At 69.1% G+C, this 20,492-nt stretch carries 21 protein-coding genes; 13 read left to right on the top strand and 8 right to left on the bottom strand.

The window, feature by feature from the left end:
* Positions 1 to 24 precede the first annotated feature (24 nt).
* The 7 genes from ACZ3HV_RS13600 (at position 25) to ACZ3HV_RS13570 (ending at position 7,922) form a co-directional block, all read left to right on the top strand.
* Entirely contained in the window at positions 25 to 1,902 is a 1,878-nt protein-coding gene (locus ACZ3HV_RS13600; protein WP_465684075.1) for a fumarate reductase/succinate dehydrogenase flavoprotein subunit, read from the top strand.
* Positions 1,899 to 2,651 carry a succinate dehydrogenase/fumarate reductase iron-sulfur subunit gene (locus ACZ3HV_RS13595; protein WP_465684073.1) on the top strand — a complete coding sequence of 251 codons (753 nt, stop codon included), beginning with the start codon at positions 1,899 to 1,901 and terminating at the stop codon, positions 2,649 to 2,651. Before ACZ3HV_RS13600 ends, ACZ3HV_RS13595 begins: the two co-directional genes overlap by 4 nt.
* 370 nt (positions 2,652 to 3,021) lie before the next feature.
* Entirely contained in the window at positions 3,022 to 3,342 is a 321-nt protein-coding gene (locus ACZ3HV_RS13590) for a hypothetical protein (RefSeq protein WP_465684071.1), read from the top strand.
* Positions 3,294 to 4,997 (top strand): ABC1 kinase family protein, encoded by a 1,704-nt coding sequence (locus ACZ3HV_RS13585; protein WP_465684069.1) that lies wholly within the window; start codon positions 3,294 to 3,296, stop codon positions 4,995 to 4,997. The genes ACZ3HV_RS13590 and ACZ3HV_RS13585 overlap by 49 nt, the downstream gene beginning before the upstream one ends.
* A gap of 34 nt (positions 4,998 to 5,031) precedes the next feature.
* Positions 5,032 to 6,444, top strand: coding sequence for an MFS transporter (locus ACZ3HV_RS13580; protein WP_465684067.1), 1,413 nt, complete (start codon positions 5,032 to 5,034; stop codon positions 6,442 to 6,444).
* A 10-nt stretch (positions 6,445 to 6,454) separates the two neighbouring features.
* On the top strand, positions 6,455 to 6,742 hold the full coding sequence (locus ACZ3HV_RS13575; RefSeq protein ID WP_360362824.1) for a 4a-hydroxytetrahydrobiopterin dehydratase: 288 nt from the start codon (positions 6,455 to 6,457) through the stop codon (positions 6,740 to 6,742).
* A gap of 106 nt (positions 6,743 to 6,848) precedes the next feature.
* On the top strand, positions 6,849 to 7,922 hold the full coding sequence (locus ACZ3HV_RS13570; RefSeq protein WP_465684065.1) for a sialidase family protein: 1,074 nt from the start codon (positions 6,849 to 6,851) through the stop codon (positions 7,920 to 7,922).
* Here ACZ3HV_RS13570 and ACZ3HV_RS13565 read toward each other — a convergent pair.
* Together ACZ3HV_RS13565 and ACZ3HV_RS13560 are read right to left on the bottom strand one after the other, a co-directional pair.
* Entirely contained in the window at positions 7,895 to 8,260 is a 366-nt protein-coding gene (locus tag ACZ3HV_RS13565) for a VOC family protein (protein ID WP_465684063.1), read from the bottom strand. The genes ACZ3HV_RS13570 and ACZ3HV_RS13565 overlap by 28 nt on opposite strands.
* An 11-nt stretch (positions 8,261 to 8,271) precedes the next feature.
* Positions 8,272 to 9,108, bottom strand: coding sequence for a helix-turn-helix domain-containing protein (locus ACZ3HV_RS13560; protein WP_465684061.1), 837 nt, complete (start codon positions 9,106 to 9,108; stop codon positions 8,272 to 8,274).
* Positions 9,109 to 9,158: 50 nt separating this feature from the next.
* Here ACZ3HV_RS13560 and ACZ3HV_RS13555 point away from each other — a divergent pair, with 50 nt between their 5' ends.
* Complete coding sequence (locus ACZ3HV_RS13555; protein WP_465684059.1) at positions 9,159 to 9,983, top strand: acyltransferase domain-containing protein; 825 nt, start codon at positions 9,159 to 9,161, stop codon at positions 9,981 to 9,983.
* Here ACZ3HV_RS13555 and ACZ3HV_RS13550 read toward each other — a convergent pair.
* The 4 genes from ACZ3HV_RS13550 to ACZ3HV_RS13535 all read right to left on the bottom strand — a co-directional run bounded on the left by ACZ3HV_RS13550 (position 9,980) and on the right by ACZ3HV_RS13535 (position 15,806).
* Positions 9,980 to 11,119: a polysaccharide deacetylase family protein gene (locus ACZ3HV_RS13550; protein ID WP_465684057.1), complete on the bottom strand. Its 1,140-nt coding sequence runs from the start codon at positions 11,117 to 11,119 to the stop codon at positions 9,980 to 9,982. The genes ACZ3HV_RS13555 and ACZ3HV_RS13550 overlap by 4 nt on opposite strands.
* 90 nt (positions 11,120 to 11,209) lie before the next feature.
* Positions 11,210 to 11,839 (bottom strand): DedA family protein, encoded by a 630-nt coding sequence (locus tag ACZ3HV_RS13545; RefSeq protein ID WP_360362816.1) that lies wholly within the window; start codon positions 11,837 to 11,839, stop codon positions 11,210 to 11,212.
* 98 nt (positions 11,840 to 11,937) lie between these two features.
* The gene (locus ACZ3HV_RS13540; protein ID WP_465684055.1) at positions 11,938 to 13,119 is read right to left on the bottom strand and encodes a cytochrome P450 family protein; all 1,182 of its coding nucleotides are present in this window, start codon (positions 13,117 to 13,119) and stop codon (positions 11,938 to 11,940) included.
* Positions 13,116 to 15,806 carry a helix-turn-helix transcriptional regulator gene (locus tag ACZ3HV_RS13535; protein ID WP_465684053.1) on the bottom strand — a complete coding sequence of 897 codons (2,691 nt, stop codon included), beginning with the start codon at positions 15,804 to 15,806 and terminating at the stop codon, positions 13,116 to 13,118. Before ACZ3HV_RS13535 ends, ACZ3HV_RS13540 begins: the two co-directional genes overlap by 4 nt.
* A gap of 90 nt (positions 15,807 to 15,896) precedes the next feature.
* On the opposite strand from ACZ3HV_RS13535, the gene ACZ3HV_RS13530 reads away from it, so the two are divergent.
* From ACZ3HV_RS13530 to ACZ3HV_RS13520, 3 genes are read left to right on the top strand one after another with little or no spacing between them, the layout of a single operon-like run.
* Positions 15,897 to 16,961 (top strand): class I SAM-dependent methyltransferase, encoded by a 1,065-nt coding sequence (locus ACZ3HV_RS13530; protein ID WP_465684051.1) that lies wholly within the window; start codon positions 15,897 to 15,899, stop codon positions 16,959 to 16,961.
* A gap of 33 nt (positions 16,962 to 16,994) precedes the next feature.
* The gene (locus ACZ3HV_RS13525; protein WP_465684049.1) at positions 16,995 to 17,312 is read left to right on the top strand and encodes an ArsR/SmtB family transcription factor; all 318 of its coding nucleotides are present in this window, start codon (positions 16,995 to 16,997) and stop codon (positions 17,310 to 17,312) included.
* Positions 17,302 to 17,730, top strand: a complete 429-nt coding sequence (locus ACZ3HV_RS13520) for an SRPBCC family protein (protein ID WP_465684047.1) — start codon at positions 17,302 to 17,304, stop codon at positions 17,728 to 17,730. Before ACZ3HV_RS13525 ends, ACZ3HV_RS13520 begins: the two co-directional genes overlap by 11 nt.
* Positions 17,731 to 17,811: 81 nt before the next feature.
* Here the strand turns inward: ACZ3HV_RS13520 and ACZ3HV_RS13515 are convergent, their stop codons facing one another.
* Positions 17,812 to 17,988: a DUF5302 domain-containing protein gene (locus tag ACZ3HV_RS13515; RefSeq protein ID WP_360362805.1), complete on the bottom strand. Its 177-nt coding sequence runs from the start codon at positions 17,986 to 17,988 to the stop codon at positions 17,812 to 17,814.
* Between the two features lie 172 nt (positions 17,989 to 18,160).
* Between ACZ3HV_RS13515 and ACZ3HV_RS13510 the strand changes: the two genes are divergently transcribed.
* Complete coding sequence (locus tag ACZ3HV_RS13510; RefSeq protein ID WP_465684045.1) at positions 18,161 to 18,811, top strand: LysE family translocator; 651 nt, start codon at positions 18,161 to 18,163, stop codon at positions 18,809 to 18,811.
* 68 nt (positions 18,812 to 18,879) lie between these two features.
* Complete coding sequence (locus ACZ3HV_RS13505; protein ID WP_465684758.1) at positions 18,880 to 19,767, top strand: aminoglycoside phosphotransferase family protein; 888 nt, start codon at positions 18,880 to 18,882, stop codon at positions 19,765 to 19,767.
* Here ACZ3HV_RS13505 and ACZ3HV_RS13500 read toward each other — a convergent pair.
* The gene (locus ACZ3HV_RS13500; protein ID WP_465684043.1) at positions 19,754 to 20,482 is read right to left on the bottom strand and encodes a class I SAM-dependent methyltransferase; all 729 of its coding nucleotides are present in this window, start codon (positions 20,480 to 20,482) and stop codon (positions 19,754 to 19,756) included. The genes ACZ3HV_RS13505 and ACZ3HV_RS13500 overlap by 14 nt on opposite strands.
* Positions 20,483 to 20,492: the final 10 nt, after the last annotated feature.

Raw genomic sequence — 20,492 nt, 5'->3', positions numbered from 1 at the left:
TAATTCTTAGGGATTTCTCCAGACATGACTGAGCTCGAACGACACTCCTACGACGTCGTCGTGATCGGGGCCGGCGGCGCCGGCCTGCGCGCGGCGATCGAGGCCCGTGAGCAGGGCAAGCGGACCGCGATCGTCTGCAAGTCCCTGTTCGGCAAGGCGCACACCGTGATGGCCGAGGGCGGTTGCGCGGCCGCGATGGGCAACGCGAACTCCAACGACAACTGGCAGGTCCACTACCGCGACACCATGCGCGGCGGGAAGTTCCTGAACAACTGGCGGATGGCCGAGCTGCACGCGCAGGAGGCCCCCGACCGGGTCTGGGAGCTGGAGTCGTACGGCGCGCTGTTCGACCGGACGCCCGACGGCCGGATCAGCCAGCGCAACTTCGGCGGCCACACCTACCCGCGGCTCGCCCACGTCGGCGACCGGACGGGCCTGGAACTCATCCGCACCCTGCAGCAGAAGATCGTCTCGCTGCAGCAGGAGGACTTCGCGGCGACCGGCGACTACGAGGCCAACCTCAAGGTGTACGCCGAGTGCACGGTCACCGAGCTCCTGAAGGACGGGGACGCGATCTCCGGCGCCTTCGGGTACTGGCGCGAGTCCGGCCGGTTCATCCTGTTCGACGCGCCCGCGGTCATCCTGGCCACCGGCGGCGTCGGCAAGTCGTTCAAGGTCACCTCGAACTCGTGGGAGTACACCGGTGACGGCCACGCCCTCGCGATGCGGGCCGGCGCGACGCTGATCAACATGGAGTTCATCCAGTTCCACCCGACCGGCATGGTCTGGCCGCCGTCGGTGAAGGGGATCCTGGTCACCGAGTCGGTCCGCGGCGACGGCGGCGTACTGAAGAACTCCGAGGGCAAGCGGTTCATGTTCGAGTACGTGCCGGACGTGTTCCGCGCGCAGTACGCGGAGACCGAGGAAGAGGCCGACGGCTGGTACAAGGACCCGGACAACAACCGGCGCCCACCCGAGCTGCTGCCGCGCGACGAGGTCGCCCGGGCGATCAACTCCGAGGTCAAGGCCGGCCGCGGTACGCCCCACGGCGGGGTGTTCCTGGACGTGTCGACGCGGCTCCCGGCCGAGGAGATCACCCGGCGGCTGCCGTCGATGCACCACCAGTTCAAGGAGCTGGCCGACGTCGACATCACCGCGGAGCCGATGGAGGTCGGTCCGACCTGTCACTACGTGATGGGTGGCGTCGAGGTCGACCCGGACACCGCGCAGTCCGTCGTACCGGGGCTGTTCGCGGCCGGTGAGGTGGCCGGCGGCATGCACGGGTCGAACCGGCTGGGCGGCAACTCGTTGTCCGACCTGCTCGTCTTCGGGCGCCGGGCCGGCATGGGTGCGGCGATCTACATCGACTCGCTGCAGGAACGGCCGAAGATCGCCGAGGCCGACGTCGACGCGGCGGCCGTCGAGGCGCTGGCGCCGTTCGAGCTCGAGGGCGGCGAGAACCCGTACTCGATCCACCAGGAACTGCAGCAGTCGATGAACGACCTGGTCGGCATCATCCGCAAGGAAGAGGAAATGGAGCAGGCGCTCGGCCGGCTGGCCGAGTACCGCGGCCGGATCGCGAAGATGACGGTGGAGGGTCACCGGCAGTTCAACCCCGGCTGGCACCTGGCGCTCGACCTGCGCAACATGCTCACCGTGTCCGAGTGCGTGGCGAAGGCGGCCCTGCAGCGGCAGGAGTCCCGCGGCGGCCACACCCGCGACGACTTCCCGGGCATGAACGCCGACTGGCGCAAGGTCCTGCTGGTCTGCTCTCTGGATGCCGACGACTCGGTGAACGTGGTCCGCAAGGACCAGATCCCGATGCGCGAGGATCTGCTGGAACTGTTCGAGCTCGACGAGCTGAAGAAGTACCTCACGGAAGAGGAGCTGCCGGCCACATGAGTTACCAGGGCAAGTTCCGCGTTTGGCGGGGCGACTCCGAGGGCGGTGACCTCCAGGACTACGAGGTCGAGGTGAACGAGGGCGAGGTCGTCCTCGACGTCATCCACCGGCTGCAGGCGACACAGGCGCCGGACATGGCCGTTCGATGGAACTGCAAGGCCGGCAAGTGCGGGTCCTGCAGCGCCGAGATCAACGGCATGCCGAAGCTGATGTGCATGTGCCGGATGAACACGTTCGGCGAGGACGAAGTCGTCACGGTGACGCCGATGCGCACCTTCCCGGTGATCCGGGACCTCGTCACGGACGTGTCGTTCAACTACCAGAAGGCCCGGGAGATCCCGGCCTTCAAGCCGCCGGCGGACGTCAAGCCGGGCGAGTACCGGATGCAGCAGGTCGACGTGGAGCGCTCGCAGGAGTTCCGCAAGTGCATCGAGTGCTTCCTGTGCCAGGACACCTGTCACGTGATCCGCGACCACGAGGAGAACAAGGAAAGCTTCTCCGGTCCCCGGTTCCTGATGCGGATCGCCGAGCTGGACATGCACCCGCTCGACGACGCCGACCGGCAGAAAGCCGCCCAGGAGCAGCACGGCCTGGGCTTCTGCAACATCACCAAGTGCTGCACCGAGGTGTGTCCCGAGCACATCAAGATCACCGACAACGCGCTGATCCCGATGAAGGAACGCGTCGCCGACCGCAAGTACGACCCGATCGTCTGGCTGGGCAACAAGATCCGCCGCCGCCCAGCCTGACCCCAGCCCACCCGCGAGCCCCTGACCCACCCGGCCAGGGGCTCGCCGCATCCCCACCCCACCCCACCCCCTCCCCTCCCTCTCCCGGCACAACCCTCCAACTCAGGGGTTAACCCCCCACCTGGAGGGTTGCCCACTGAGAATCTGAGGGGGCAACCCTCCACCTCGGGGGTTAACCCCTGAGGTGGAGGGTTGTGCGAAGGGGTGGGGTCCGGGAGTGGAGGGTTGTGCGAAGGGGTGGGGTCCGGGAGTGGAGGGTTGTGCGAGGGGTGGGGTCCGGGGGTGGAGGGTTGTGCGAGGGGTGGGGTCCGGGGGTGGTCACTCGGGTGGGGGAGGCTTGGGCGGGCTCTTGGGGCCTAGGGTTCGCGGCATGGACATCGTTGTTGCCGGGTTGTTCAGTATCGCCGTCTTCATGACGATCTTCGTGCCGTTCTCGCAGCGGTTGCTCGGGGTGCGGTTCGGGCTGGTGCGGCTGGCGCTGGGGGCCGCGCTGACGCTCACGGTGTTCAGTCCGATCGCCAACGCACTGGTCGGCAAGCTGCCCTTCGAGGGCTCCAATGCCGCCGCGGTCGCGTTTCTGGCGTTGACGGCGGTCTGCTCGATGCTGGCCGGGCTCGTCTTCCTGGTGCTGTCCGAGGCCTGGTGCCGACCGGGTCGTTGCCCCGGGCCCGGGATCTGCGGCGGGACCTGAGCGGCCGGATCGCGCGCACGCAGCGGTACCTGCAGATCCTCCGGATCGCGATCCGGCACGGCCTCGGCCCGTACCTGCGCGGCCGCCGTCGCCCCGGCCGGGAGAACGCCGCCGGCCAGGCCGAGCTGGCCCGCTCGCTCCGGCTCGCCCTCGACGAGGCCGGCGTGACGTTCGTCAAGCTCGGCCAGGTCCTGTCCACCCGCGGCGACATCATCCCCGCCTCGGTCGCCACCGAGCTCAGCCGCCTGCAGGACCAGGTCTCCCCCGCTCCCTGGCCCGGCATCGAGCAGGTCCTCACCGAGGAGCTCGGTGCATCCCCACACCACCTGTACGCCGACTTCGACACCGAGCCGCTCGCCTCCGCGAGTGTCGCGCAGGTCTACACCGCCCGCCTGCCCCACGGTCCGCGCGTCGTGGTGAAGGTCCAGCGTCCCGGCATCGCGACCGTCGTCGAACGCGACCTGGACATCGTCTCCCGGCTCGCCCGCCTGCTCGAACGGAACACCGACTGGGGCCGCTCGATGGGCGTCCGCTCGCTGGCCGGCGGGTTCGCCGACGCGATCCGCGAGGAGCTCGACTTCACCGTCGAGGCCGGCAACATGACCGCGGTCGCGGCCGGCCGATCCGTTGCCGCCAGCAATGACCTGGTGGTGCCCGAGCTGTACCCGGAGCAGTCCACCCGCCGAGTGCTGACCATGCAGCGACTGGACGGTATCGGCCTGGGTAACGCGGCCCAGGCGATCGCCGAGCGCGGCCTCGACGCCGCCCGCCTCGGCCGCGCGCTGTTCGACTGCCTGCTTGGTCAGGTCGCGATCGACGGCGTCTTCCACGCCGACCCGCACCCTGGCAACTTCCTCCTGCTGGCCGACGGCCGGATCGGCATGCTCGACCTCGGCTCGGTCGGCCGGCTCGACCCGGCCACCCGCGAGGCGCTGCAGCGCTTCCTGCTCGCCATCGACCACGGCGATCCGGTCGCCGCGACCGACGCCCTGTTGGAGATCGTCTACCGTCCCGACGTCATCGACGAGCGCGCCCTCGAGCGTTCCGTCGGCCAGTTCATGACCCGGCACCTCGCCGCGGGCGTGACGCTCGGGCCGGCGATGTTCAACGACCTGTTCACGATCATCACGTCGCACGATCTCGGCGTACCGCCGGAAGTGGCCGCGGTGTTCCGCGCGCTGGCGACGATCGAGGGCACGATCTCGGGGATCTCCCCCGGCTTCGATCTGGTCGCGGCGTCCCGCCAGTTCGCCGCGGCCCATGTCACCGACCGCCTCGCTCCCGACGCCATCCGCCGTACGGCGACCGAGGAACTGGTGACGTTGTTGCCGATGCTGCGCCGGCTGCCGCGGCGGATCGACCGGATCGCGGCCGCGGCGGAGAGCGGGCGGCTCGGACTGAACGTCCGGCTGTTCGCGGACGAACGCGACCGCCGGCACTTCACCGGCCTGCTGCACCAGGCACTGCTGGCGGTTCTCGGCGCGACCGCGGGCATCATGGCCGTGCTGCTACTCGGTACGCCGGGTGGCCCCAGCGTCACCGAGTCGATGAGCCTCTTCCAGCTGTTCGGCTACAACCTGCTGGTGATCTCTGCGGTCCTGGTCCTCCGCGTCCTGGTCCTCGTCTTCCGCCTCCCCGACCACAGACCGTCTTGACTTCAACCCAACTTGAACTTCGACGATAGCGGGCATGACTTCCACCACGCCTGTCGACGCCCCTCGCCAACGGCTGTTCAGCGGGCCGCATCTGCCGCTCGTGCTCGGCGTGATCGGCCTCGTCACCCTCGGCGCGTTCGAGAACAGAGCGGTTGGTACGGCGCTGCCGACGATGGTGCGCGAGTTCGATGCGCTGGGCAGCTTCGGTCTGGCCAACGCGGCGCCGAGCGCGAGCTACCTCATCTCGCTCGCGATCGCCGGCCTGTGGTCCGATCGGCGCGGACCGATCCCGACCCTGCGCGCGGGCGCGATCGCGTTCGCCCTTGCCCAGTTGCTGGTCGGGACCGCGACGGCGATGCCGATGGTCGTCGCCGGTCGACTGCTCAGCGGCTTCGCGGAAGGCCTGCTCGACGTCTCGCTGATGGTGCTTGTCGCCCGCGCACTCCCCGCCGTACTGCGGCCGCGGATGTTCTCGTTGTTCGCCGCGATGTGGATCCTGCCGTCGGTGCTCGGTCCGGTGCTGACCGGTGTGGTGACGGAGCAGTTCGGCTGGCGCTGGGTGTTCCTTGGTGCTGTCGTCCTGCTGGTGCCGAGCTGGATGCTGCTCGGCCCGGCGATGCGTCAGTCGCTCAACACTCCGGCGCCCGAGCGGAGTGCCGAGGATGCAGCTGAACTGGAGGCCTGGCGTGCCGCGCTGCCCTGGGCGTTCGCGGCGTCGGTCGCGCTGTTCTCGATGACGCTGGCCGGTGATCGGCTCGAGGCCCATCGGGTGCTCGCCGGCATCGCGATTCCCGTGGCGGTGGTGATCCTCGGGCTGGCCGCCGTACGAGTCATGCCGAAGGGGATGTTCGTGGCGCGTCGCGGCTTCCCGGCCGTGGTCGCCGTCCGCGCGCTCGGTGGCGCGGCGTTCGGTGGGGTGGGCGCGTACCTGCCGCTGTTGCTGACCTTGCAGCATCACTTCAGTGCGTCGCGGGCCGGTGTGACGTTGTCGATCACCGGCGTGAGTTGGGCGCTCGGGTCGTGGCTGCAGGGACGGGATCACGGGATCGAGCGCGTCAACGTACTGCGGGCCGGGCTCGCGTTCATGACCGGTGGTCTGGTGATCACCTCGCTGCTCGCGTGGACGGATGCGACGACGTGGTTCGGGTTGATCGGCTGGTCGTTCGCCGGCATCGGGATGGGTCTGAGCTCGTCGAGCCTGTCGGTGCTGACCCTCGATCTGTCCGACCACAACAACTCCGGCCGCAACAGCAGCGCCGGCCAGATGGCCGCCACCATGAGCATCGCGACCGCTCTGGCCGTGAGCGGGACCCTGCTCGCCCTGAACGCATCCGACCCGCAACCGTGGGTCTTCGGATCGATCATCACCACCGGCGCCGCCCTCGCCCTCGTCGGACTACTCGCCGCCGGCCGAGTGCGGCGGCACCCCGATCAGGTTGGGGTCTAGAGTGACCCCCATGGCTGAGCTGCTGACCGACGACCAGATCGATCTTGCGATCCGTGACCACCTGCCGGAGTGGAAGGTCGTGGAGAGCGAGCTGGTCCGCAGCGTCAAGGCGGCCACCTTCCTGGACGGCATCCGACTGGTCGCCACGGTGGCCCAGTTGGCCGAGTCGATGAACCACCACCCGGACATCGACATCCGCTACACCACGATCACCTTCCGGGTGAGCAGCCACGAGGCCGGCGGCGTCACCGAGGACGACCTCATCCTGGCCCGGCACATCGACACCGCGGCCGGCTGACCCCTCCCGGTTGGCCCCCCGTCGGGTTGGCCACAGTACGTCATGGCGGTTGTCTGCCAGCGCAAGTGCTGGCAGACATGCATGATCGGCCCGTAGATCTTGGGTCATGACCTCACGCCGCCTCGCCGCCCTCGGTGCCACCGCCGCCGTCCTACTCGCGCTCGTCCCCACACCCGCCCGCGCGTCGAGTCCGGGCTGGTTCTGGAACCAGCCACACTGCGACACCGTGTACGGCGATGGCTCGGTGACGATCACCGAGACCGACGGTGCGACGCTCGCACCGACGACCGGCACGCTCCGGCCGGTCACCTACGCGAAGGTCGCCGCGCTCGAGGAGCCGAACACGCTGATCACGATCGGCCGGCAGTCGATCCAGCGCTCCAGTGACGCGGGCTGCAGTTGGCAACTGCTCGACAAGGCACCCGACGATCTGAGTACGTACGACGTGGAGCCGGGTCCGGGAGACACGGCGTACATCTACTCCGTGAACGACCAGCCGATCCACCGGGTCAGGGGAAGCCGCGTCACCACCGTCCAGGGACCGGTCGCCGGCGGCGGTCTCGCCGCGCTCGCTGCTCGCCCCGGCCGGCTGCGGGTCGTCGCGGGCGACAGCCAGGTGTACGACTCGACCGACGACGGTGTGAGCTGGCAGCGCAGCGGCGTACCGGCGGCTCGTGATCTCTTCGTGTACGACGCTGTCGTGGACCCGCGGAACCCGGACCACATCGTCATCGGCGTGATGTCGGACGGCGTCTACGTGACGTACGACGGCGGCCGTACGTGGACCCGATCACGGCCGATCGAACGGGTGAACGCGTTCAGCCTGGCGATCTCGCCGGCCGACCCGTCGAAGGTCTGGGTGGAGGGGTACGACCGGGATCGGTCGACCCGGTTCATCTGGGAGTCGAGCGACGGCGGGCTGAAGTTCCGCGAGGTGCTGGACCAGAGTCGCGCCGACCTGATCAACGGCAACCGGATGTGGGCCAGCCCGGCCGACCCGGATCTGCTGTATTTCAGCTACGGCACGTCGTTCGCGAACTTCGGCGCCGACCTCTACCGCTTCCGTCCGTCCACCGGCGAGCTCAGCAAGAACCACAACCGCAACGACGGCATCCCGTCGCTCGCCTTCAACCCGTCCGACCCCACGATCCTCTACCTCGGCCTGGCCGAGGAACGCTGACGCAATCCGATCAGCACGCCCTCGGTGTCGCGCGCGTAGCAGAGCCGCCCGATCCCCGGCAGCTCCTGCACCTCCCCGACCTGCGTCCCGCCCGCTCCGCGTGCGGCGTCCAGCGTCGCCTCGATGTCGTCGACCTCGATCCACGCGATCGTGGGCTGTTCCTGATATCGGCTGCTCATGATCGCGCCGTCGATCCCTTCGCCGGCACCGGTCTCGGCGAGCAGGTAGCCCTCCGGCACCGGCGCCGGAGTCACCTGCCAGCCGAAGACCTTGCTGTAGAACTCCGCCGCGCGATCGTGGTCGGCGGCAACGATTTCGACATGAATGATTCGTCCCATGGGACCGATCCTCACCCGTCGGCGGGCGCGTCGTCTTGGACGGATCTTCCATGCATCAGCGCGGCGATCCCGTCCTGCAAGGCGAGGAAGGACGTCGCGCTGACGCCGGTGTACCGCTTGAAGTCGCGGGCCGCGTGCGCCTGGTCGTAGTACCCGTACAACGCGGACAACGTCGCCTGAGCGTCCGCGGGACCACCCAGCAGCCCGCCGACGAAGAGGTAGTACCGGACGATCTCGGCGTACTGCTTCGGCCCGATCCCCAGGTTCTGCCGGAACACCCGGTAGAGCGTGCTGTACGACGTCCCGCTCCGCCGCGCGACGTCGGCGACCGTCGTACGACCCCGCGCCTCGTCGATCACGCGCACCGCGACCGCGACGACCGGGACCGGCCGGTCCGGGTCGAGCCGCGGCGACAGGAAGGCGGCCAGCCGATCGGCCCGGGACCGGCCGAACGGTGCCGCGCGAAGCTCGTCCACCAGTGCGGCCGTCGTACCCTCGCCGACCCAGTCGGAGAACTGCAGCACCTCGTCCACGAGCAGGTCGGACAGGCCGAGTGCCGCGATCGCCCAGGGTGTGAACTCGACGCCCACGTAACTCGACGCACCGACCTGGCCGATCACCTGCGGCCGGGTCATGATCCCGAACACCGAGGCGGCGTTCGGCCACTCGGTTCGCGTGACCGGATCGTGCCGGGTCCCGGGGTCCGCGAGGGCGATGGCGAGCCCGGGACGGCCGTTCGGGATGAGGATCTCCTGCCGGAGCGACCGCAGCGGCGGAGACTCGACGAGCCACAGGTGCTCGACCAGGTCGCGCAGGTGCTCCGGCGGTGCAAAGCGCTGGTAGCCCACGGTGTAGATCGTAAGTCTCTGGCTTCCGCCCGATCGGTTACGGTTGGCGAGTGACAACTGCTGACGAGTACCGCCTGCTGGGCTTCGCCGACGCCGACCGGGAGGCGGCGGAGGCATTCACCCCCGATCAGGCGATCGTGAAGGACCTGGCCGTCCAGATCCGGGCCGAGATCGGGAAGCTCGGCCGTGAGCCGCAGCTGCGGATGCCGGAGGACGGGCGCAACTCGGTGCAGGCGTTCCTCGACACCGTGCCGGACATCCGCCGGTTCCACACCGAGCGCGGGATCCCGGACGAGATCAGCTGGGCCAGCCTGGCGGATCTCGGGCAGCAGCTGAAGGTGAGTCGCCGGACGCACGGCGAGTACAGCCTGGAGACGCACTGGTGGCTGACGATCGCCTGGACAGGGCACATCTACGCACTCGGCCGGCTGCAGTTCCTGCTGCACCAGGTCCCGGCGGACAAGCCGGTGCCGGGGACCGAGCCCGGTGAGTGGATCATCGGCGTCCACATCCCGGAGACCGGCCCGCTGACGCCTGAGGCGGTGGACGACAGCTTCGCGCAGGCCCGCGAGTTCTTCCCGCGGTACTTCCCCGAGTATCCGGTGAAGACCGCGAACCTGTGGTCCTGGCTGATCGATCCCTACCTGCTCGACAACCTCCCGCAGGACTCGAACATGGTCCGGTTCGGCCGCCGCTTCACGCCGTACGGGACGCCGACCGAAAGCCAGGACGGCGCCATCTTCTTCACCTTCCGCACCCACGGCACCGACCACCTGGACGAGCTTCCGCAGGACACCAGGCTGCAGCGGCTCGTCGTCGGGCGGATCAAGGACGGCGGCACCTGGCAGAGCGCGTACGGGTACCTGCGCCTCTAGGCGGGCTGGTTCCGCCCGGTCGGTACGCCGTACTTCGCGAGCCAGCTGACGAGCTCCATGTTGCTCACGCAGCGGACGTCGGGTTGCTTGCAGGTTTCTTCGACGAAGGTGGTCAGGGCGTCGGAGTAGACGCTGTTGTTCCACCGGTTGAAGTGGTTGCCGAGGAACAGCGGCGGGTTGCCACTGGCCCGGGACTTGGCGAGCGCCTGGCGGTACGTCGCGAGTACCTGCGCCTTCAGCGCGGGCACTTGGGCGACCGGCGCGGTCTTCGCGCCGGTCTGGCTGAACCACAGGTTGTAGTCCATCGTCAGCGTCTTCTTGCCGGATCCCGCGAGAATGACCGACTGCAGCGGGAAGTTCCACAGGCCGTCGACCTTCTTCGGCCAGGCGATGTAGCCGGGCTCGGAGGCGTCGTACAGCATGCCGCGCTGGACCATGGCCTGCCGGTACGCCGGTCGGTTGCCCTCGAGACACGGCGTCCGCAGCCCCTTGACCGTCGCTGGGTCGAACGGCGGCGCGACCGTCTTGCCGGCAGCCAAGGTCGGCCCGGTCCGCACCATCCGGTCGAACGCGCTCAGCTCGGCGGTCCACTGCGCCGTTGTCCACCGGCCGATGCCGGTCGTACCGCAGAAGTGCCCGTTCGCATGGGTGCCGATCTCGTGCCCCTCGGCGATCGCCTGCCGGAGCACCGTCGTACGCCCGAGCACGTTGCTCGCATCACCCCAGCCGACGTCGGAGGCTCCGGGCTGGTGGAACGGCGGTTTGTAGTCGGTGCGATGGTCGCCCGGGTACAGGTACGGGCCGGAGAGGAAGAACGTCATCCGCGCGTTGACCTGCCGAGCCACGGCGCGCCAGCGGGCCCAGAGAGCGAGATCACCGGCGCCGTCGAACGAGACGACGACGAACAGCGGTGGCTTGCCACTCGGCAACCGACCCGGGAACGCACGGGTCACCGGAGCCGCGGAGAGAAGCTTCGCCGTGGGAGTGGGAATTGGTATTGGAGTTGGACTCGGGGTGGGGCGGTGTGACGCGGATTTGGTCGGCTTGGTGCTCGGGCTGGAAGCTGCTTCGAGGGGTACGTCGGCGCACCCGGCGAGCAGCGCCGCCACCACGAGCGCGACGCCCACGAGGTTCACCCCAGGCCTCACCACGTCCCTACTGACGCATGAGGGCTCTCTCAGGGCGGTTCGGGACACGCAGCCGGGCGGAAACCCGGGGGTGGATCGTTACGCGGCTGTGATCTTGGCAGCCCGGCGCTTCACGGCGATCCGGCGGGACGTCTCGACCACCAGGCCGATCACCGCCGCCAGGCTCAGGCTGAACGCGAGCGCCTTCAGCGAGTCGTGCGCGAACGCATCACCGCCGACGTAACCGAGCAGCGCGACGTACGTGTAGGCGACGGTCACGCCCGCGAAGGTGAAGACGATGAACTTCTTGAACGAGTACCGGGTCGCGCCCGCGGTCAGCGTCGCGACCATCCGGGCACCGGGAATGTAGCGGACCGTCATCAGAATCAGCCCGCCGCGGGAGTGCAAGGCGGCGGACACCTTGTCGTACATCGCTTGCCGGCGCTCCTGCCGCTTCATCCAGCGGTGCAGTGCCGGGCCGGAACCGCGGCCCATGAAGTAGCACACGGACTCGCCGATGACGGAGCCGAGCATCGCGACCACGATCACCAGCAGCAGGTTCTGGTGTCCGGCGGCAGCGGCCATCCCCGCGGTCACGACCATGCCCTCGCTCGGGATCACCGGGAAAACGGCGTCGACAGCGGCGGCCGCGAACAGGATGAGCAGCAGCCAGTGCGAGGCCATAGCTATGCCCAGCAGGTGTCGCGAGACCTCCATCAACTCCGTCACCTGAAGAAGGATGCCATCTCTTGCCAAAACCGCCGCAATCCCACCGTTGTGATTCAGCCGTGGTTCATCGGATGTTCAGGGTGGACAGCAGGGTGTGGTCAGAGCAGTACGGGCAGTTCGCGGATGGCGTTCATCAGTAGACCCGGCGTCCGATCCGGGTCCCGGTCCGGCTCGGCCAGCCGGAGGCCGGGGAAGCGCTCGAACAGCATGCCGAGCGCGATCCGGCCTTCGAGCCGGGCCAGCGGAGCTCCGAGGCAGTGGTGGATCCCGTGCCCGAAGGCGAGGTGCGCGTTCTCCGTCCGGGTGATGTCCAACTCGTTCGGCCGATCGGTCCGGCGCGGGTCCCGGTTGGCCGGCAGCAGCGCGAACACGATCACCTCGCCGGCCCCGATCCGTTCGCCGGCGATCTCGATCGGCGCCTGGGCGATGTAGGGGATCGCAGCTTGGAGCGGGCCGTCGTACCGCAGCAACTCCTCGACGGCGGCCGGGAGCCGACTCGGCTCGGCCTGCAGCAGCGCGAGCTGGTCGGGGTGCCGCAACAGCGCGTGTACGCCGTTGGCGATCAGGCTGACCGTGGTCTCGTGACCGGCGGCCAGCAGCAGGAAGATCATCGAGGTGAGCTCGTCCTCGCTGAGACGGTCGCCGCCGTCACGCGCCGCGATCAGGCCGGACAGTAGGTCGTCGGCCGGCGCGGTGCGCTTCTCCTCGATCAGGTCGTGAACGAAGCCGAGCATCAGCGTGGTCGCCTCGACGTACTCCTCGGCGGTGTGCATGGTTGCGTTCACGAACACCGATGACCACCGGCGGAAGTCCTCGCGGCGGACCGGCGGGATCCCGATCAGCTCACAGATCACAGTGATCGGAAGCGGGTAGGCGTAGGCGTCCACCAGGTCGGCATGATCTCCCCCGGCGGCCATCTCGTCCAGCAGGCCGGCGGCGATCTCGCGGATCCGCGGCTCCAGCGCCTCGATCCGGCGGCGGGTGAAGGCTGCCGTGACCAGCTTGCGCAGGCGGGTGTGGTCGGGCGGGTTGGCGCCGAGCATGTGCCGCTCGGTGCGGTTGATCAGCTGGTCCTCGACCGTGTCGCGATGCGGCCCGTCCATCGGCGACCGGACCACATCCGGGTGGGCGAGCAGCTCGCGGGTCTCGGCGTACCCGGTGACGAGCCAGACCGGGACGCCGGTGAACAGTGTCAGGTACTGCACCGGCCCGTTGGCCGCGAGGTCCTCGAAGCCCCAATGCCGGGCAATCCCGCTGGTTTCGGTGAACGGCTGCCTCATGTTCGCCAGCCTAGGTGCGCGGCCAGTTCAGACCGCGAGTGGATGCCGAGCTTGGCGTAGACCTTGCGGAGGTGGTACTCGACGGTCTTCGGGCTGAGGAAGAGCCTGGCCGCAGCCTCCCGGATGCTCTGCCCGTCGGCGAGTAGGACCGCGATCTGCCGCTCCTGCGGGGTCAGCTCGTCCACAGTGCTCGGCACTCTGCGCCGTGCGGTCTCCCCGGTCGCCTTCAGCTCCGCTGCGGCCTGATCCGCCCACCCGGCCGCGCCCAACGCGTCAAAGGCCTCGACCGCCTGCCGAAGCTGCGTACGCGCGTCCACACGCCGCCGCACGCGGCGCAGCCAGGCTCCGTACGCCAATCGCGTCCGGGCCAGCTCGAACACATCGAGAGTCTCCGCGTGCCAACCCAGTGCGCTCTCGAAGTCCGCCTCACTCTCCTCGACCAAGCCACGGGCTCTCGCAGCCCGCGCGAGTGACCATGGTTGCCCCTTCGCCTCCGCGAGTACGGCGTGCTCCCGGGCCACTTGTTCCGCCTCGTCAGACCGGCCGAGCCGCAGGTATACCTCGACCAGCTCCGGTGCGGGCGACAGGTCCGCGTCCTTGAGCCCGTTGGTGGCCAGTACGTCGGCCAGCCGCTCATAGTGCGGTAGCGCTAGCGCTGGATCGCCACGACCCAACTCAAGGTCTCCCAGCGCGAACAGCGACCAGACTGTCCCCAGGTGAATCTGTCGCTCGGTGCAGATCCGCAGCGCCTCGGTGGCGAGGGTCTGACACTCCGCACGCCCCTGGTGTGCGGACAGCCACGCCTGTCCGGCCAGATTCATCACCAGTTCGGTCGTCTGACCGGTCTCCCGGGACAGCCGGATCCCTTCGTCGTACGACGTCGCCGCGTCGGCCCAGCGGTCGGTCGTGGCATCGTCGCGGGCCAGCAGGAACAGCAGCCCAGGCAGAGTGCCGAGCGCGACCTCCTCCCGTCGCTCCAGCATGGCATGCTGCAACAGCGCCCGACCGGCGCCGTTCTCCCGCAGGAACAAGGCGGCGATCACCATCCACACCTGTCGGCGGCGGTTCCGGTCCAGCTCGTCCGATGGCGCCAGTGCGACCGCCGTACGGATCTGGTCCGTACCGCGTTGTCCGCCCAGGACCTTGGCGACGCCGCTGGCCAGCATGCCGATGATGCGCGGACCTTGCCGTTCGACAGCGGGCTGCAGTCGATCGATGGTGTGGGCCACCTCTAGAGCCGCAGCGGTGTCGCATAGGCGGAAACAGGCCCCGACCGCGTCGGCGAGCAGCACGGTGGCCACGTCCGGGTCCGCACACTCCGCGGCGGCCGCCAGCAGGATGTCGCGGGCCCGGGCCGGTGATCCGCACTTGACCTCGATGTCAGCGCGGAGTTCTTCCGCACCGATCCGGATCGAGAGCGGCGGGTCCAGGGACAACGCGTCGTCGAGCAGAGCGTCGGCCCGGTCCGCGAGTCCGGCAGACCAGGCCGCCTCGCCGGCCGCGACCAGTCTCAGCGCGCGGTCCAGCAGTCCTTCGCTGAGGCGAGCGGCGCGCTCGTACGCAGTCGCTGCGATGGCGTGCGCGCCACGATCGGCCGCACGCTCCGCCGCGACAACCAGTCCGGCGGCAACGTCGTCGTCCGGGCCCAGCACCGCCTCGGACAGGTGCCAGGCGCGTCTGTCCTCGTCCGGCGTGATCTGAGCCACCGCCCGGTGCACAGTACGACGTTCAGCCGGCCCGGCACTCGCATAGATCGCCGAACGGACCAGTGGATGCCGGAACTGCACCTCACCCTCACGGATGGCCACCAGTCCGGCCGCCTCGGCTTCCTCGAGCGCTGCGACCTGTACGCCGAGCACCTCGCACGCCCTGGACACCGCCCCGAGCCCGCAGTCGTCGATCGCGGCCACGAGCAGCGCGGTCCGCGCATCCGGGCCCAGCCGGTTTGCCCTTGCGGTAAAGGCTTCCGCGAGCAGTGCGGGGACCGGGAGCGGAACGTCGGGTGGCATGCGGTGGAGCTCGTCCGGATCGTCGGCGAGCTCCAGCAAGGCCAGCGGATTGCCCGCGAACGTCTGGTGCAGTCGTTCGACCAGCTCACCCGGGAGGTGCCGAACGATCTGGCGCGCGGCGTCCAGCGGCAGTCCGGAGAGCTGGAGCGTCGGAAGATCCGCATCGGCCAACGGATGCGGCTCGTTAGCCCGTGCGGCGATGAGCAACACGATCGGATCCGCTACTAGGCGCCGAGCCGCGAACAACAGGGCTTCTGCGGACGGACGATCGAGCAGATGCGCGTCGTCGACGACGATTGCGAGGGGCGCCTCTTCGGCGTAGCGGCAGATCAGGCTGAGTGTGGCCGCACCGACGGCGAAGCGATCTGACGGGGTGGCCGGTCCGAGTGCGAGCGCGGAGGCTAGTGCTGCCTGTTGCGGTCCAGGGATGCGGTCGAGGCTGTCGAGTGCGGGGCGCAGCAGTTGGAGCAGGGCGCCGAAGGGGAGCTCTTGCTCGGCTTCGGTACCACGCGCTCGCAGGACCCGGAGTCCGCCGGCCAGAGCAGCGGCCTGGTCGAGGAGTGCGGTCTTACCGATGCCGGCTTCGCCGGTGACGAGCAGTACTCCGGCGGCACCGACCCGCGCCCCCGCGACCAACTGCTCGATCACCCGGCACTCGGCCTCCCGCCCGATGAGCATGTCTCGCAGTGTGCACCAGGTGCCCCACCTGATGCGACGGACGAGCAGCCGTACCTAGGTTCGGCGTACAACCTAAGGGGGAGCAAGCAAATGACTGTTGCAATCGACAGCGACAAGTTGATGGGCCTGGTCTACAAGGCCGTGGACGAGGTGGGGGCGACTCTGAACGCCGCCCTGGTCGTGATGGGCGACCGACTCGGCTACTACCAGGCTCTCGCCGACCTCGGCCCGCTCACACCGGGTGAACTGGCCGAAACGACCAGCACCAGCGAGCACTACACCCGGGAGTGGCTCAATGCCCAAGCTGCGGGCGGCTTCGTCGAGTACGACCCGGACTCCGGCCGCTTTACGCTGCCACCCGAGCAGACCGTGGCGCTGACCGACCCGAGCAGTCCGGCGTACCTGCCGGGCTTCTTCCAGATCGCCCTGGGCACGGTGCAGCACACCACGAAGACGATCGACGCGGCCCGCAGCGGCGCCGGGATCGGATGGCACGAACACACCTCCGACGTCCACGTCGGCTGCGAGCGGTTCTTCCGGCCGTCGTACAACGCGAACCTGCTGACCAGTTGGCTGCCCGCGCTCGACGGCGTGGTGGCGAAACTGGAGCGCGGCGCCACGGTGGCCGACATCGGCTGTGGGCACGGCGCGTCCACGATCCTGATGGCCGAGGCGTTCCCGCGGTCGACGTTCATCGGCTCCGACTACCACCGGGAGTCCATCGAGATCGCCCGGCTGCGGGCGGCGGAGGTGGGCCTCGGCGAGCGGGTCAGCTTCGAGGTCGCACCGTCCACGGGCTTCAGTGGCTCCGGCTACGACCTGGTGACGACGTTCGACGCGCTGCACGACATGGGTGACCCGGTCGGCGCGGCCCGGCACGTACGGGAGTCGCTGGGGCCGGACGGCACCTGGATGCTGGTCGAGCCGATGGCCGGCGATCGTGTCGAGGACAACCTCAATCCGGTCGGCCGCGCGTACTACGGCTTCTCCACGCTGCTCTGTACGCCGGCCTCGCTCTCGCAACCCGTCGGCCTGGCACTGGGCACCCAAGCCGGCCCGGCCCGGATCCAGGACGTGACCACGGCGGCGGGCTTCACCCGCTTCCGCACGGTCGCCCAGACACCGTTCAACCTGGTGTTCGAAGTCCGGCCTTGACAAGAGACTTAACCAGTTGGTGAAGTATTGCGTGTGCTGACGACGACCTTCGGGGCGCTCGCGGACCCGACTCGGCTGGCCATCGTGAGCCGGCTGAGCCGGGGCGACGCGACCATGGGCGAGCTCGCCGAGCCGCACCGGATCACACTGCCGGCGATGACCAAGCACGTCGGCGTGCTGGTGGACGCCGGGCTGGTGATGCGGCGGAAGGTCGGCCGGACCGTGGTGTGCACGATCCGGCCGGAGGCGTTCTCCGAGGTCGAGCAGTGGCTCGGCGACCTCACGTCGTACTGGAACAGCACCGTGGACCGGTTGGAAGAACTCTTGCGAGGGGACGGGCATGGACACTGAGGTACGCATCGAACGGGTGCTGGCGGCAGCCATCGGACAGGTGTACGACGCCTGGACCCGGGCCGAGCTGCTCACCCGGTGGTACTGCCCGAACCCGGCCTGGGAGCTGAAGGTCAGCGCCGACGTCCGGGTCGGCGGTGACTACGTCGTCGAGATGGGACCGCATGTGGTTCGGGGGACCTATCTCGAGGTCGAGCCGCCGCGCCGGCTGGCGTTCAGCTGGAAGTGGGACGGCACCGACGACGAGCCGACCCGGGTCGAGGTCGAGCTGTCCGAGGTCGCGGACGGCACCCGCATGCTCCTCACCCACACCGGCTTCGCGACCGCCGAGGACGCCGCCAACCACGGTCTCGGCTGGGAGCCGGAGCTGGGCCGGCTGGCCAACCTGCTCACCGCCCTGTCAGCCGACCGGGGCTGAGCGCCTCCCCCGGCGTACAAAGGTCGAGCCCCGGGCGGTGACCCGAGGCTCAGGCGGATGGATGGACAGTGGTGGCTGACTTCAGCTGCCGGACTTGCGCCGGAACTGGCGCTTCTGCTTGTCGTTGTGCGCCTCGCCGACACCCTCCCGGCGCGTCCCGGACCCCGGGTGCGCGCTGTGATGGGCGTTCTTCTTCTCGAGCGCTTCACGGAACTTCTTCTGCAGATCGTCCGCCGGCTCGCTGGACTTGTCGCTCATACCGTCTCCTTCACAAACCGTCAGGCGTACGGACCCCACGCTAACCGAGGGTCCGGACAGACCGCGACCGGAATACCGTCACCTCACCCTGCAACGTATCTCACCCTGGGGATAACTCCGGCGGCCCAGGTCTGACGCCTGTAGGTTCTTGGGCGAGGAAAGGGGACCACGAATGCTGGTCAGTGGTGAGGCGATGCTCGGGATCGCGCTGGTCGAGCTGGGTCTGGTGATCGTGCCGGGGCCGAACATGATCTACCTGGTGTCGCGATCCATCGCGCAGGGTCGCCGGGCCGGGCTGATCTCGCTGGCAGGCGTGGGGATCGGCTTCCTCGTTTACCTGCTCGCGGCAAGCGTCGGCCTGGCGACGCTGTTCGCGCTGGTTCCGGAGATCTACCTGACGCTGAAGCTCGCCGGTGCCGCCTACCTGCTCTGGCTCGCCTGGAACGCGCTGCGCCCCGGCGGGAGCTCGGTCTTCGCAACACAGGAGCTCGAGCCCGACGGCCCGCGGAAGCTGTTCGGCATGGGCCTGCTCACCTGCTTGCTGAACCCGAAGATCGCGATCCTCTACATCTCGCTGCTCCCGCAGTTCCTCGATCCGGGCCGCGGTCACGTCGGCACGCAGAGCCTGATCCTCGGCCTGATCCAGCTCGCGGTCGGCGTCGCGATGAACGCGGTCTTCGTCATCACCGCCGGGTCGATCGCCGTCTTCCTCGGCAGCCGCCCGACCTGGATGCGCATCCACCGCTACCTCACCGGCACCGCCCTGGCCGTCTTCGCCATCCGCCTCGCCACCGACCGAGCCCGCCCCTTGGCCACCCACTGAGCCTTGCAGTGCCGGGCTAAATCGTGTGCGGCCGGCTGGGGCGCGCCTGGATACTGCTGGGCGTGGCGATGCATGCTGGACAGCTGGATGTGACGACCGACCTAGTGGAAGGGCTGCTTCGGCAGCAGTTCCCGGAGTGGAATTCGTCGGCGATCCGCGCGGTGCCGTCCCACGGGACGGTCAATGCGCTGTTCCGGATCGGCGATGACCTGGTCGGGCGGTTCCCGATCCTGCCCGCCGACCCGGTCGTCATCCGCAAGGAGCTCGAGGACGAGGCTGACGCCGCGCGCCGGCTGCGCGCGATCTCGCCGTACCCGACGCCGGAACCGATCGCGATCGGCGAACCCGGCGAGAGTTACCCGCTGCCCTGGGCCGTCTACAGCTGGCTCGACGGCAGGATCGCGTACGACGCGGATGTCGCCGGATCGACCGAATTCGCCGAGGACCTGGCGCGTTTCGTACTCGCGTTGCGGGCGGCGCCGACCGAGGGCCGGGTATTCACCGGCACCTGGCGGGGCGGCGTACTGACATCTCAGGACGAGTACGTCGCCGATGGGCTGGAGCGCAGTCGCGGCATGATCGACGTGGACGCGCTCGCCCGGCTCTGGGCCGACCTGCGCACCACCCCACGCACCGAGCCGGACGTCTGGACACATCGCGACCTGATGCCGGGCAACCTGCTCGTCGCCGACGGTCGCCTGGCCGGGGTCATCGATGTGGGCACCTTCACCGTCTCCGACCCCGCGATGGATCTCCAGCCGGCCTGGAACCTCCTGGACGCGCGCGCCCGCTCGGCGTTCCGCGCCGCGCTCGGCAGCGACGACGACGAGTGGCGCCGCGGCATGGGCTGGTCGTTCGCCCAGGCCATCGGCTGCCTCTGGTACTACGTCGAGACCAACCCGGTCATGTCCCGCACCGCCCACCACACGCTGACGGCGCTGCTCACTGCCGCGTAGCCACGAACACGAACTCCTTCCCCGGCCGATCCGGTGCGTCCCGCACCTCATCGACCACGAACCCGACCAGCGACTGCTCCACCTCATCCCGTTCCCGGAAGCGCAGCGTCGAGTCGGAGGTGAGTACGGCGCCATCGGACGCGAAGACGTAGGTGCCGCGGAAGGACACGAACGGCAACTCCACACTGGTCACCTCGCCCCAGTTCTCCACCGTGTCGCCGCCCTCGAGCGGCATCACCTGATGCGTGTTTTCGCGAGTCCACTCCTCCCACTCCTCCCACGCCCGCTGCGCCGGATCCCGCGTCTCGAACACGAACCGCCCACCGGGCTTCAGAGCCTTGTGAACGCCGGCCACCGTCGCCGACCACTCCTCATCGGTCAGGAACACCTGCGCCACGTTCCCTGTCATCACCGCGAGATCGACCTGCAGCGGCGGCAAGGCCGTCGCGTCACCGTGGATCCACCGCACCCGGTCCGCGAATTCCTTGCCTCGAGCAACCTCCAGCGACGCCTCCGCGGGATCGACTCCGACGACCTCGACGTCCTGCCGCGCCAGGAGGCAGGCAAGCTGACCAGTCCCGCAGCCCACATCCAAGACCTGCCGCGCACCGAACTCCGCCACCATCGCGGCGTAATGCTCCAGATCCCCCCGCCCCTCCTCCAGAGCGTCATAAACCGCAGCCAACCGAGGCACCCCGAACGAAGCGTCAACCATCCAGCGACGC

This window comes from Kribbella sp. NPDC020701, assembly GCF_055562215.1.
Note: the sequence above shows the minus strand (reverse complement) of the source record. Positions and strands in the feature narration are given on the sequence as shown.